Source organism: Candidatus Edwardsbacteria bacterium, assembly GCA_018821925.1.
Taxonomy (GTDB): Bacteria; Edwardsbacteria; AC1; order AC1; family EtOH8; genus UBA2226.
This window is the reverse complement of record JAHJLF010000074.1, coordinates 1-13040: the sequence shown is the minus strand read 5'-3', so window position 1 is coordinate 13040 and position 13040 is coordinate 1. Positions and strand designations below refer to the sequence as shown.

13 protein-coding genes and 1 other RNA gene are annotated in these 13040 nt (G+C 55.8%); 10 read left to right on the top strand and 4 right to left on the bottom strand.

Annotated elements, in window-relative coordinates; translation table 11 throughout:
* The 3 genes from KJ869_09340 to KJ869_09330 form a co-directional block, all read right to left on the bottom strand.
* On the bottom strand, positions 1-901 hold a 901-nt coding region (locus KJ869_09340), incomplete at its 3' end, for a hypothetical protein (protein ID MBU1577395.1).
* A 305-nt stretch (positions 902-1206) separates the two neighbouring features.
* Positions 1207-4023 carry an excinuclease ABC subunit UvrA gene (gene uvrA, locus KJ869_09335; GenBank protein ID MBU1577394.1) on the bottom strand — a complete coding sequence of 939 codons (2817 nt, stop codon included), beginning with the start codon at positions 4021-4023 and terminating at the stop codon, positions 1207-1209.
* Positions 4024-4238: 215 nt separating this feature from the next.
* Positions 4239-4445 carry a hypothetical protein gene (locus tag KJ869_09330; GenBank protein ID MBU1577393.1) on the bottom strand — a complete coding sequence of 69 codons (207 nt, stop codon included), beginning with the start codon at positions 4443-4445 and terminating at the stop codon, positions 4239-4241.
* A 195-nt stretch (positions 4446-4640) separates the two neighbouring features.
* Between KJ869_09330 and infC the strand changes: the two genes are divergently transcribed.
* The 10 genes from infC to KJ869_09280 all read left to right on the top strand — a co-directional run bounded on the left by infC (position 4641) and on the right by KJ869_09280 (position 12880).
* On the top strand, positions 4641-5153 hold the full coding sequence (gene infC, locus KJ869_09325; protein ID MBU1577392.1) for a translation initiation factor IF-3: 513 nt from the start codon (positions 4641-4643) through the stop codon (positions 5151-5153).
* A gap of 121 nt (positions 5154-5274) precedes the next feature.
* The gene (gene rpmI, locus KJ869_09320) at positions 5275-5472 is read left to right on the top strand and encodes a 50S ribosomal protein L35 (GenBank protein ID MBU1577391.1); all 198 of its coding nucleotides are present in this window, start codon (positions 5275-5277) and stop codon (positions 5470-5472) included.
* Positions 5473-5523: 51 nt separating this feature from the next.
* Positions 5524-5928, top strand: a complete 405-nt coding sequence (gene rplT, locus KJ869_09315) for a 50S ribosomal protein L20 (protein MBU1577390.1) — start codon at positions 5524-5526, stop codon at positions 5926-5928.
* Between the two features lie 27 nt (positions 5929-5955).
* Complete coding sequence (gene pheS / locus KJ869_09310) at positions 5956-6981, top strand: phenylalanine--tRNA ligase subunit alpha (protein ID MBU1577389.1); 1026 nt, start codon at positions 5956-5958, stop codon at positions 6979-6981.
* 99 nt (positions 6982-7080) lie between these two features.
* A complete protein-coding gene (pheT, locus tag KJ869_09305; protein ID MBU1577388.1) occupies positions 7081-9144 on the top strand; it encodes a phenylalanine--tRNA ligase subunit beta in 2064 nt (687 codons plus the stop codon).
* Positions 9145-9197: 53 nt separating this feature from the next.
* On the top strand, positions 9198-9473 hold the full coding sequence (gene zapB, locus KJ869_09300) for a cell division protein ZapB (protein MBU1577387.1): 276 nt from the start codon (positions 9198-9200) through the stop codon (positions 9471-9473).
* Positions 9474-9518: 45 nt separating this feature from the next.
* The gene (locus tag KJ869_09295) at positions 9519-9788 is read left to right on the top strand and encodes a cell division protein ZapA (GenBank protein ID MBU1577386.1); all 270 of its coding nucleotides are present in this window, start codon (positions 9519-9521) and stop codon (positions 9786-9788) included.
* Between the two features lie 87 nt (positions 9789-9875).
* Positions 9876-10052, top strand: a non-coding RNA gene (gene ssrS, locus KJ869_09290) — 6S RNA.
* Positions 10053-10194: 142 nt separating this feature from the next.
* Positions 10195-11757 carry a ribonuclease Y gene (gene rny / locus KJ869_09285; GenBank protein ID MBU1577385.1) on the top strand — a complete coding sequence of 521 codons (1563 nt, stop codon included), beginning with the start codon at positions 10195-10197 and terminating at the stop codon, positions 11755-11757.
* 340 nt (positions 11758-12097) lie between these two features.
* On the top strand, positions 12098-12880 hold the full coding sequence (locus KJ869_09280; protein MBU1577384.1) for a TIGR00282 family metallophosphoesterase: 783 nt from the start codon (positions 12098-12100) through the stop codon (positions 12878-12880).
* Here the strand turns inward: KJ869_09280 and KJ869_09275 are convergent.
* Positions 12861-13040: hypothetical protein (locus KJ869_09275; GenBank protein MBU1577383.1), on the bottom strand; the 180-nt coding region annotated here is incomplete at its 5' end. The genes KJ869_09280 and KJ869_09275 overlap by 20 nt on opposite strands.

Here is a 13040-nt window from a genome sequence, read left to right as displayed (position 1 = left end):
GGCTCTCCGGAATCTCGGAAAGCACCACCGAACACATCAACGAGTTGTTGATGTCATAAAATGCTCCAGCTCTTAATGCCAGCCTGGCGGTCAGGGCCCGGCCCACCTGATCCTCCTGGGCCGGGGTCAGTTCCTTGACCGTGAAACCCAGACCCAGGGAGAGCGATCTTTCCTGGTCGATCTTCCGGGACAGGCCGGCCACCGCGTTGAGGCCGAAGTGGGAAAAGGCCTTCCAGCGTTTGTCACTGGTCAAGGGATATTTCATCACGTAGAACTGTCCCATATTCTCCAGGTTGCGGCTGTTGAAATTGTAAGCCGGCTGGTTGGACCATTCGGCCAGTTCCAGTTTTTGGGAAAAAAAGCGGCAGACCTTCTCGTTGGAGAAAAGGGCTATCCCCAAAGGGTCGAAAAAATAAAGATCGGCGATGGCATCAACCGTTGTCAGTTTATTATTGCGATTCTCCACCATCTCGGAAAGCAGGTGATAGGCTGTCATGCTTACTACCGAGCTTAGCGCCGGATGCGGGAAACGATGATGCCGGTACCATTCCATGGTGGCCCGGTAATGCATGCCGGCTCCCAAGGTGTGCAAAAAATAATTGGGGAAGAATTGCTGTTTTTCGATATTAAGGCTGGTGGGGAAGATCTCGGTAGAAAGGAAACGCTTCCAGCCGAATTGATCGATGGTATTGACGGGATTCCCTATATCACACCACAGGTCTTTCCACCAGGAACGATAAGGGTATTCGAATATCCGACGGTCGGTGTAATTGGGTATCTGCAGTACACCGTATCCGCCGTTGATGATGACGTTAAACGGATCGTAGTTGGCCTGGCTACCGTAGGGCAGGGCCTGGTAGAAATAATAGGTGGTGTCCTGGGCCTGGCTGTTGGAATGCAAGCCTGATATTATGAGGAAAAAAACAAATATCGGCAGTACCTGCCAATATTTAGATATTTTATTTTTTTGCATCATTATTACTCTGGCAATTAAATAGATCCATAATCCTTATTTGTTTTTCGAACGTCCTTGTTGTCATGCGCACCAAAGGCGCATTTCGGTCAAACTTATTTTACTTTCTGTGCTCAACCCGTGAAACTTGTCCTCGACTGTGATCGGGGAACGGGCATCCAGGCATGGATTCCCTCTTTCGAGGGAATGACATATTGCGCTATTTATTCACCGAAGTAATAATATAGATAAATTTACATTTCCTTCTTCAGATACTGTCCGGTATAGGATCTGGCATGGGCGGCCACTTTCTCCGGAGTGCCCTGGACCATAATGCTTCCGCCCTGATCGCCGCCCTCCGGGCCCAGGTCGATGATCCAGTCGGCTGATTTGACCACGTCCAGGTTGTGTTCGATGACGATCACGGTGTTGCCCTTATCCACCAGCCGCTGCAACACCGTCAGCAGCATCTTGACATCCTCGAAATGCAGGCCGGTGGTGGGCTCGTCCAGTATGTAAAGGGTCTTGCCGGTGGCTATCTTGGACAGCTCGCTGGCCAGCTTGACCCGCTGGGCCTCGCCGCCCGACAGGGTGGTGGCCGACTGGCCCAGGTGGATGTAGCCCAGTCCCACGTCGGCCAGGGTCCTCAGCTTGCGGTGGATCTTGGGGATGGCTTCGAAGAACTCCATGGCCTGATCCACCGTCATCTCCAGCACTTCGGATATATTTTTCCCCTTGTAGGCCACCTCCATTGTCTCCCGGTTGTAGCGCTTGCCCTTGCAGACCTCGCAGGGCACATAAACGTCGGGCAGGAAGTGCATCTCGATCTTGACGATCCCGTCGCCCTCGCAGGCCTCGCAGCGCCCGCCCTTGACGTTGAAGGAAAAGCGGCCCACCTTGGATCCCCGCAGTTTGGACTCCTGGGTCATGGCGAACAGCTCCCGCAGGTAGGTGAACAGCCCGGTGTAGGTGGCCGGGTTGGAGCGGGGGGTGCGGCCGATGGGCGACTGGTCGATATTGATGACCTTGTCCAGGTTATGCAGGCCCTCGATCTTCCGGTGTTTTCCAGGTTGGGTGCGGGAGCGGGTGAATTTTTGGGCCAGCGCCCGGTAGAGGATGTCGTTGACCAAGGTGCTCTTGCCGGAGCCGGAGACCCCGGTTACGCCGATCAGCTTGGCCAGGGGAAATTCCACGTCGATATCCTTTAAATTATTCTCCGAGGCCTGGCGCACGATCAGGCTTAAACCGTTTCCCTTGCGGCGCTTGGCCGGGGTGGGGATATGCCGTTTTCCGGCCAGGTATTGCCCGGTCAGCGAGGTTTTGGTCTGCATGATTTTGGCCGGGGTGCCCTGGGCCACGATCTGGCCGCCGGAGGCCCCGGCGCCCGGCCCCAGATCCACGATGTGATCGGCCGCCAGCATGGTCTCCTTGTCGTGTTCCACCACCAGCACAGTGTTGCCCAAGTCGCGCAATTTGGTCAGGGTATTTAAAAGGCGGATGTTGTCCCGCTGGTGCAGGCCGATGGAGGGCTCGTCCAGCACGTAGAGCACGCCGGTCAGGGAGGCTCCGATCTGGGTGGCCAGATGTATGCGCTGGGCCTCTCCGCCGGCCAGCGATTCCGAGGAGCGGTCCAGGGTCAGGTAATCCAGGCCCACGTCGACCAGAAAACCCAGCCGGGCGGTGAGCTCTTTCAGTATCTGCCGGCTGATGGTTCTATCCTTGTCCGACAGATCAAGCCCGTTGCCGAAGAATTTTTTGGCCTGCTTGACCGACATCCGGGAGATATCATTGATGTTCAGTTCCAATACTTTCACCGCCAGGGTCTCCGGCTTCAGCCGGGCGCCGTTGCAGGACGGGCAGGGCAGGATGGACATGTATTTTTCTATATCGTAGCGGATGTAATCGGATTCGGTCTCTTTATACCGGCGCATCAGGTTGGGGATGGCCCCCTCGAATCTCTTGGAGAACTGGTAGATGTTCTGGTTGTTCTCCGACTCGTAGCGCACCTTGATCTCCTTATCGGTGCCGTACAGCACCGTCTGGCGGGCCTTGGGCGTCAGTTCCTTCCATGGCAGGTCCAGGGAGAATTTATAGGTCTTGGAGAGTGCCTCCAGCTGGGTGCCTATCCAATGCCCCATGGGGTCGCCCCAGGCCATTACCGCGCCCTCGTTGATGGTCAGGTCGGGGTTGGGCACCAGTGCCTCGGGATCGATCTCCATCTTGGTCCCCAGCCCGGAGCAGGCCGGGCAGGCCCCGAAGGGGCTGTTGAAGGAGAACATCCGGGGGGTCATTTCGGCGAAGGAGAATTTGCAGTCGGGGCAGGACAGCTTTTCGCTGTATATCTGCTCTTGGGAATCGCCATAGATTACCGTGACCAGGCCGTCGGCCAGCTTTAAAGCTATTTCCAGGGAATCGGCCAGCCGCTTTTGCGATTTGGGGCCGATGGCCAGCCGGTCCACCACCGCTTCGATCTGGTGTTTTTTGTTCTTGTCCAGGGCCGGGACCGCTTCGATCTCATAAAGTTTGCCGTCCACCCGCACCCGAACGAATCCCTCGCGGCGCATTTTGTCAAAGATGTCCTTGTACTCGCCCTTGCGCCCCCGTACCAGCGGAGCCAGTAACTGGACCTTGGCGCCCTCCGGTCGGGTCAAAATATCGTCGGTGATCTGCTGGACGGTCTGGGAGGTGATAGGGCGTCCGCAATGGGGACAGTGGGGCTTGCCGATCCGGGCGAACAATAATCTCAGATAATCATGGATCTCGGTGACCGTGCCCACTGTGGAGCGGGGGTTCTTGCTGGCCGAGCGCTGTTCAATGGCGATGGCCGGTGAGAGGCCGTCGATGAAGTCCACGTCCGGCTTCTCCATCAGCCCCAGGAACTGGCGGGCATAGGCCGAGAGGGATTCCACATAGCGGCGCTGGCCCTCGGCGTAGATGGTGTCGAAGGCCAGGGAGGATTTGCCGGAGCCGGAAAGCCCGGTGATCACCACCAGCTTGTCGCGGGGGATCTCCAGGCTGATGTTCTTTAAGTTGTGCTCCCGGGCGCCTTTTATTATCAGTTTGTCGCGCATAACCTTATAAAATAATTTCTAATAGATATATGTCACACTGAGATGGCTTTTATCCGGCAGGTTGAAGTGTGGATATTGTCATCCTACAGCCTGCCGGTTGATATGAGGTCCCAGGATGACAGGTTAAAAACGGATGTGCAATCGGTAAGTATAACAGCTTTTTATTTGTGTGTCAATTAGGCTGTAAATCGACAAAATACGGGCAAAGATAATAGTTATTTAACCTCTTGCATTTCAAGGCATTTTTTGTTATAATATTCCAGTTGTAAAAATATCTTATTTTTCAACACCAAAATCATTGATGAAAAGCAGAAGCCATCCGCGCCGGTTTCCGGCAGTAGCTTCTCACCCGGCGGCCAAGATCGTTTGCGGCCAGCCGAGGTCAACCAGTCAGGATGAATGACTGTTATGGCGGGTGGCATGTTTTATTTGCCGCCGGCCTTTTTTGTTGCCGTAAATATGTGTCATTCTGAGAACACTTCTAAGCAATACCGGCTGAAGAATGACCATTGCCACCCATTCGACTTGGCAAGCATTACCATCCTCTCAGGGTGACAAAATCTTAGCGTCTTTGTGAGAGTAATATTAGCAACCTAAACACTTTGGAGGGTAACCTTATTCTGAAAGAACACCGAATCAACGAAAGGATCAGAGTCCCCGAGATCAGAGTGATCGGAGCGGAGGGCAACCAGTTGGGGATACTGGAATCCCGCGAAGCCTTAAGGATGGCCGAGGATCAGGGGCTGGACCTGGTGGAGATAGCTCCCGAGGCCAAACCCCCGGTGTGCAAAATAATGGACTATGGAAAGTTCATCTACGCCGAGGAGAAGAAACTTAAGGAATCGCGCAAGAAACAACATCAGACCAAGGTCAAGGAGATCCGGCTGGGGCCGCAGATGGGCATGCATGACTATCAGGTGAAGCTCAACCATGCCAAGGAATTTTTGACCAAGCGGGACAAGGTGAAGGTATCGATGCGCTTCCGGGGGCGGGAGATGGCTCACGTGGACCTGGGCCAGAAGCTGATAGACCGCTTCATAGAGGACATCGCCCCGCTGGCCAATGTGGAACATGCCCCCAAGATGGAGGGCCGGACCATCAACCTGGTGGTGTCCCCCAAGCAAATTTAAAGATATCGCTGAAACATCGCGGCAGTATCCAACGGATACTGCCGGGGCTGTTCATGTCCCGGCGGCAGCATGTTTTACAGAAACAATAAAAAACAAACATCATAAAACCTCAGGAGGTGTTATGCCCAAAATCAAGACCAACAAGGCGGCCGCCAAGCGACTGAAAGGCACCGGCACCGGCAAGATCAAGCGCTCCCGGGCCTGCAAGAGCCACAAGCTGACCGTCAAGAGCCGAAAGAGAAAACGTGTGCTGCGCCAGGACACCCTGGTGGACAAGGCTAATCTTAAACGCATCAAGAGACTTTTACCCAACCTGTAAACCCATCACGGTCTGACGACCTGATTTTGATAGAAAGGATATTTAGGCAGTATGTCCAGAGTTACTACCGCAGTTGCCACCCGGCAGAGAAAGAAAAAGATCTTCAAGAAAGCCAAAGGCTTTTGGGGTGGCCGAAAGAATCTGTACCGCATCGCCAAGGAAGCGGTGATGCGGGCCGGGCAGTTCGCCTATCGCGACCGCCGCAACAGGAAACGGGAGTTCCGCAGCCTGTGGATCGTCCGGGTGAACGCCGCCTGCCGGCTGAACGGCATTTCCTACAATGCCTTCATCAACGGGCTCAAGAAGAACAGCATTGCCATCGACCGCAAGATGCTGGCCGAGCTGGCGGTGCACGATCCGATGGCCTTTACCAGGATCGTGGAAGCGGCCAAGAAGGAACCCGCCACTAAGGCAGTTCCGGTTGAAAAAGGAGCGCCGGAGATCGGCCCCGCCTAAGGGTATTGAGCCGAATCATTTTTTCCGATGAATGATAAACTGGCAATAATAGGAGCCGAAGCCGAAGAGAAGATCTCCGGCTGCCGGTCCCTGGCCGAGTTGGAGGCCCTGAGGGTTCTGTATCTGGGGCGCAAGGGAGAGCTTACCGAACTTTTGAAATCGGTATCGTCCCTGCCGCCGGAGGAAAGGCCGTCATTCGGGGCCGCCACCAACCAGCTTAAGGTCCGGATCGGTGAATTGCTGGATGCCAGGAAGGCCGGGCTGTCGGTGTCTCAGCGAAAATCCCAGCACAGCCAGGAGGCGGTGGATATTACCCTGCCGGGGCGCCGGCTGTTTGCCGGGCACCGGCATCCTTTGTCCCAACTGCTGGAGGATATCTCTGACATCTTCCACGGGATGGGTTTTTCGGTGGCCGAGGGCCCGGACGTGGAATCGTCCCGGAATAATTTCGACGCCCTGAACACGCCGGAGAACCATCCTTCGCGGGACATGCAGGATACCTTCTACCTCAATAACGATCAAAGTCTGCTGATGAGGACCCATACCTCTCCGGTGCAGATAAGGACCATGAAGTCCCAGCCGCCTCCGGTCAGGATCATCGCCCCCGGCCGCTGCTACCGGCGCGACGCCATCGACGCCTCGCATATGCCGGTGTTCCACCAGTGCGAGGGGCTGTACGTGGATAGGAAGGCCAGCCTGGCCGATCTGAAAGGCATCCTTAATTATTTTGCCAGGCAACTGCTGGGGGAGAAGGTCAAGATAAGGTTCCGCCCCCATTTCTTCCCCTTTACCGAGCCCAGCGTGGAGTACGATTTCTCCTGCCTGTTCTGCGGAGGAAAGGGCTGCCGGGTCTGCAAGCAATCCGGCTGGCTGGAGATCTCCGGGGCCGGGATGGTGGATCCCAATGTCTTCAAGAATGTGGGGTACGATCCCGAGGTTTATCAGGGGTTCGCCTGGGGGCTGGGGCTGGAGCGGGTGGCCATGCTGAGGTACGGCATCAACGATATCCGGATGTTCTACCAGGGGGACATGAGGTTTCTGGAGCAATTTTAACCAGCCACCAAGGCACCAAGACACAAAGAGCAAAGCGATTAGGAACTGATACAGAATACCGGCTACGGAATACGGCAAGTATAATCAGCATCCAAAAAAATGAAGATAACCTATAACTGGCTTAAAGAATTCATAGATTTCAACTGGACGGTCAAGGAGCTGTCCGACAAGCTGACCTTCTCCGGCATAGAGGTGGAGGCGGTCGAGCCATTGTCCGGCGGCGACCATCTGCTGGATCTGGAGATCACACCCAACCGGCCGGATTGCCTGTCCCTGCTGGGCATCGCCCGGGACATCAGGGCCCTGGCCGGCGGGAAGATCACCCAGCCCGACTGCATAGTGGCCGAAAAAGGTCAGCCGATTGACCAGCTGGCCAAATTGACCATTGAAGACGGAGCGGGATGCCCCCGGTATCTGGCCCGGGTGATCACCGGGGTCAAGATAGCCGAATCCCCCGGCTGGCTTAAAACGAAGATCGAGAAGATAGGGCTGCGCCCTATCAATAACGTGGCGGATGTGACCAATCTGGTGATGTATGAATTGGGGCATCCGCTTCATGCGTTTGATTATGACAAGTTGGCCGATCATACCATTGTGGTCAGGCGGGCCAAGCCCAATGAGAATTTTACCACCCTGGATGGAGTGGAGCGAAAACTTACGGTCGACAACCTGGTGATCGCCGATGCCAAGCGGCCGGTGGCCCTGGCCGGCATCATGGGCGGGCTGGAGTCGGAGATATCCGACAATACAAAAAACGTCCTTTTGGAAAGCGCCTATTTCGAGCCCAACCTGATACGCAAGGGAAGCCGGTCTTTGGGCCTTAAGACCGATGCTTCATACCGCTTTGAGCGGGGGGCCGATCCTCTTATTTTGAAGAAAGCGGCCGATAGGGCCGCCAAACTGATAGCCGAATTGGCCGGAGGCCAGGTGGCGGCGGGTGTGCTGGATGTGGCCAAAACGGAATTTCCCGAATACCGCCAACTGTCATTGCGTCCGGAGAAGGCCAATAGCCTGCTGGGAATGGACATTCCCGCCCAGAGGATGGTTGAGATACTGAATGCCCTGGAACTGAAGGCGAAAATATCCAACGATGTCATACAGGTGCAGGTGCCCAGCTTTCGCAGCGATATCGAGCGCGAGGTGGACCTGATTGAAGAGGTGGGCCGGATCTTCGGCTACGACAACCTGCCCGGGGATCGTATCGAGCCCTGGGCGGTCCCGGCCGTCAAACGCCCCAAGGATATCTTTCTGGCCGGGGTCTCAAAAGCCATGACCAGCCAGGGATTCTCCGAGCATTACGGCCTGACCCTGATAGACCCGGGAAAACTGGAGGCTTTGGACCTGTCGCCGGCCTTTCCGTCCCAACCGGCGGTGGAACTGGTCAATCCCATCTCCTCGGACCAATCAGCCCTCAGGACGATTTTGCTTCCGGGCCTGCTGGAGGCGGCCGGACAGAACCTGAACAACGGCATCGCCGGCGTCAGGCTTTTCGAGATGGGAAAAATATTCCGCCCCCAAAAGTCAACTCCTTACGAAGGCCTTCATCTGGGAGCCTTACTGTGCGGCCAGGCGGCTGATCAATCATGGGATGCCAAGCCCAAGGCGGTTGATTTCTTCGATATCAAGGGCGCTTTGCAGTTCCTGCTGGATTCTCTGGGCATGGCTGAGGCCGAATTTGCCGCAGAAAAGATCGCGGCTTTGCATCCCGGCCGTTCGGCCATGGTCAGGGTCAATAAAAAAATACTGGGCTGCTGCGGGGAGCTGGATCCGTCGGTATCGGCCAAGATAGGGCTTAAGGATCGGATATATTACCTGGAGATCGATCTGGAGGTTCTGATGGAGTTGTCCGGATTGAAACAGAACAGATACCGGGATCTGCCGAAATACCCGTCAATAAAGCGGGATCTGGCCCTGGATCTGCCGGCGGAGACGGAATGCCGGCGGGTTACCGAACTGATCGGACAGCTGGCCGGCGGCGAACTGGAATCGGTGTCATTGTTCGACCTGTATCAGGGAAAGCAGATCGAGCCGGGCCGCAAGAGCATGGCCTTCTCACTGGTCTACCGGGCGGCCGGCCGGACCCTCACCGACGCCGAGGTCTCAGGCATCCATCAAAAAGTGTTGGAGGGATTGAAGGGGAAACTGCAGGCCAATATCAGATAACAGTCCTGATTTGGCTCCTGCCATTTTATATATATAAACTCGGAGGATCATCTATGAGCTTAGACGCACTGGATGCACTGGAGGAAAGGATCGACAAAGCGGTCGGGACCATCACACAGTTAAAGAAAGCCAAGGATCAACTGGAGGGCGAGAACGCCCAGCTAAAGGGACAGCTGGAGACCCTGAATAAAAAGATCAAGTCAATGGAGGATAGGGGCGGGGACCTGGAATCCCTGCAGGATGAGAACCGGCAGCTTAAGGGGTCGCAGGAAGAGCTTAAGAGTAAGCTGGAAAACATAATAGGCAAGCTGGATAAACTCCAGCAGTAGTATATTGAACTGCAGGGAAATTTTAAACCATAATCATAGAGTGCTATGACCGAATCCAAACCGGGCATAAAAGTTGAGATCTTCGGGAACGAATACCGGATCAAAGGGCAGGCGGACGCCGAATACGTCAAGCGGGTGGCCGCCTACGTGGACGAGAAGATGCGCCAGTTATCCCAGATGTCGGTGACCGGGGCCGTTTCCAAGATCGCCATCCTTACCGCCATCAATATCGCCGACGAGCTGTTCCGGGAAAGACAGGAGCGCGAGAAAGCGATGGAGAAGCTCAGCCACAGGCTGGAAGAGATCGGCGAATAACAGCTTTGGGGCCGGAAAATATTTTTCAAAAAAGGCTTGCAAATCCGGCCCAACGGTAGTATATTTGGCCTAGATAGAGTTCGTTCATTTTCCCTGCAGTGCTCGAAGCCAGCGGATATTTTTTGAGCCAACGCCTGTTCTTAATGGACCTAACCTTCAGTCGCGGTGTGCATGCCCCGCAAGGGGAAGCCTAAAACGGTTGAGGAGGTACCACCTTTTGAATGGGTTCAAAGATGCCGTTTGCCCGACACAGGCGGGGAATTTTTATTGGCTGCTATGGTTCACGACCTCTCCCCAGCCCCTCTCCTAAAGCATTAGGAGAGGGAAGGGTGAGGTCAGAATGACGATAAAAGTAAAAACATTTTAACACGACACTTTTTACATATAAACAGGAAGGGAAAGACACATGATGACAGTGATCTGGATAATTATAGCCGTGGCCGGCACCGGACTGGGGTCCTTTTTGGGATATTTGATACATCAGAAGATCTCCGAGGCCAAACTGGCCGGGGCCGAGAAGCTGGCCGAGAAGGTGATCGCCGAGGCCCAGCGCGAGGCGGCCACCTACAAGAAGGCGGCCGCGGTGCAGGCCAAGGAGGAATCGTACCGGCTGAAGACCACTTTTGAAAAGGAGACCCAGAGCCGCCGCCAGGAGATCAAGGATTACGAGCACCGGATAACCGAGAAGGAAAAGCAGATCGACCACAAGGTGGACATCATCAACCGCAAGGAGAAGGATGTCGAGGTCCGGGAGCGGGAGCTGGTGGCCAAGGAACGGGTGGTCCGGGCCAAGGACGAGCGCCTGACCAACCTGATCGACGAGCAGAATAACAAGCTGGAGCAGATCGCCGGACTGACCCAGGAGGAGGCCAAGAAGATACTGATGCAGAACCTGGAGACCCAGGTGCGCCATGAGTCCGCCCAGATGATGAAGGTCATCCGCGACGAGGCCAAGGAGAACGCCGAGAAGGAGGCCCGCCAGATCATCTCCATGGCGGTCCAGCGCTACGCCGGGGAGCACACCGCCGAGACCACCGTCTCCGTTGTGCCGCTGGCCAGCGACGAGATGAAGGGCCGGATCATCGGCCGGGAGGGACGCAACATCCGGGCCTTCGAGGCCGCCACCGGGGTGGAGGTGCTGATAGACGACACCCCGGAGGCCATAGTGATCTCGGCCTTCGACCCGGTGCGCCGGGAGGTGGCCCGGATGGCCATGGAGAAATTGGTGTCCGACGGGCGGATCCAGCCGGCCCGCATCGAGGAGGTCATCGAGAAGGCCCAGAAGGATGTAGACCGCAGCATCAAGGAGGCCGGGGAGTCTTTGGCCCTGGAGGTGGGGGTGCCAGGACTGCATCCCGAACTTCTGCTTCTTCTGGGAAGGCTGAAGTTCCGCACCAGCTACGGCCAGAACGTCCTGCAGCACTCCAAGGAAGTGGCTTTTCTGGCCAGCATGATGGCCGGGGAGCTGGAGCTGGATTCGGCCCTGGCCAAGCGGGCCGGGCTGCTGCATGACATCGGCAAGGCGGTGGACCACAACATCGAGGGCACCCACAGCCAGATCGGCATGGACATCGCCAAGCGCTACGGCGAGTCGGCCATAGTGATCAACGCCGTCGGCGCCCACCACGAGGATATCGAGTTCATCTCGCCCATCTCGGTGCTGATCGCGGCGGCCGATGCCATCTCCGGTGCCCGGCCGGGCGCCAGAAGGGAATCGCTGGAGGCCTACGTCAAACGGCTGGAGAAACTGGAGGAGGTGGCCTATTCGTTCAGCGGGGTCAGCAAGGCCTACGCCATCCAGGCCGGGCGCGAGGTCCGGATCATCGTCACCCCGGAGGATGTCAGCGACAGCCGGACCACCGAGATGGCCAACGAGATCGCCCACAAGGTGGAGTCGTCCCTGCAGTATCCCGGGCAGATCAAGGTGACGGTCATCCGCGAAACGCGGGGAATAGGGTACGCAAAATAAGCTTGACCTTTTTGAAATTGTCATCCTGAGGACACATCAAAGCAAAACAGATTGAAGGATGAGTATAGGTCACCCGTTCAGCTTGACTGGCAAAATAGATTTCTCAGGGTGACAGAATCAAGTCATCCTGTGGGCACAACGAGGCAACACAGGTTGAAGGATGAGTATAGGTCACCCGTTCAACTTGGCAGGCAATGCAGATTTCTCAGGGTGACAGAATAGTGTCATCCTGAGGGCACACACAAACGTGGCTGGGCGTAGGATGACGTAATCACCCATTCAGCCTGCCGGGCAGGTTGGATTTCTCAGGGTGACATATTGATGGAATATTAGTGGGAAAATGAAAATTCTTTTTATCGGCGATATCATCGGGCGGCCGGGACGTCAGGCGGTGGAGAAGCTTCTGCCCGGGCTGGTCGAGGAGCATCAGATAGACTTTGTGATAGCCAACGGGGAGAATGCCGCGGCCGGTTTCGGTCTGACCCCGGCGGTGCTGGACAATCTGTTCGCCCTGGGCATAGACGTGGTCACCTCCGGCAATCATCTATGGGACAAGAGGGACATTCTGCCCCGGCTGAAAAAAGAGCCGCGCCTGCTGCGTCCGGCCAATTATCCGCCTGATGTGCCGGGCACCTGTTTCGGGGTCTACCAAGACAAGCAGGGGCGCAAGGTCGGGGTGTTCAATCTGCTGGGCCGGGTGTTCATGCCGGCGGTGGATTGTCCGTTCAGAACAGCCGACCAGGTGATAGCCGAGCTGAAGAAAGAGACCGACATCATCATCTTGGATATGCATGCCGAGGCCACATCAGAAAAGATCGCCCTGGGCTGGTATCTGGATGGCCGGGCCAGCGCGGTGATAGGCACCCACACCCATGTGATGACCGCCGACGAGCGGGTGCTGCCCCAGGGTACGGCCTATATCACCGACGCCGGGATGACCGGCGGGTTCGACAGCGTGATTGGCATGGAGAAGGAGCCGATCATCGAGAAGTTTTTGACCCAACTGCCCACCAAGTTTGAGGTGGCCGAGGGGGATGTGAGGTTCAACGGGGTGGTGGTGGAGGTGGATGAGCAGAGCGGGAAGGCGAGGGGAATCATCAAAATTATATATGCTGAACAATGAAGAAATATTTATTAAATAGTGATAAATATTTTATTGCCTTTTTATCGACCTTTATTTTATACAAGTACTTTCCTAGTCCTGATTCCGGCTTCTGATCTAGTCTATACAAGTATAATCTGTCAGTGTATATATCGGGATATGTTAGTTTAGTCCTCCCCTC

Coding starts and splice junctions, on each gene's coding strand:
- uvrA (MBU1577394.1), bottom strand. CDS start 4,023: ATGCGCGACAAACTGATAATAAAAGGCGCCCGGGAGCACAACTTAAAG.
- KJ869_09330 (MBU1577393.1), bottom strand. CDS start 4,445: ATGCCACCCGCCATAACAGTCATTCATCCTGACTGGTTGACCTCGGCT.
- rpmI (MBU1577391.1), top strand. CDS start 5,275: ATGCCCAAAATCAAGACCAACAAGGCGGCCGCCAAGCGACTGAAAGGC.
- rplT (MBU1577390.1), top strand. CDS start 5,524: ATGTCCAGAGTTACTACCGCAGTTGCCACCCGGCAGAGAAAGAAAAAG.
- pheS (MBU1577389.1), top strand. CDS start 5,956: ATGAATGATAAACTGGCAATAATAGGAGCCGAAGCCGAAGAGAAGATC.
- pheT (MBU1577388.1), top strand. CDS start 7,081: ATGAAGATAACCTATAACTGGCTTAAAGAATTCATAGATTTCAACTGG.
- zapB (MBU1577387.1), top strand. CDS start 9,198: ATGAGCTTAGACGCACTGGATGCACTGGAGGAAAGGATCGACAAAGCG.
- KJ869_09295 (MBU1577386.1), top strand. CDS start 9,519: ATGACCGAATCCAAACCGGGCATAAAAGTTGAGATCTTCGGGAACGAA.
- rny (MBU1577385.1), top strand. CDS start 10,195: ATGATGACAGTGATCTGGATAATTATAGCCGTGGCCGGCACCGGACTG.
- KJ869_09280 (MBU1577384.1), top strand. CDS start 12,098: ATGAAAATTCTTTTTATCGGCGATATCATCGGGCGGCCGGGACGTCAG.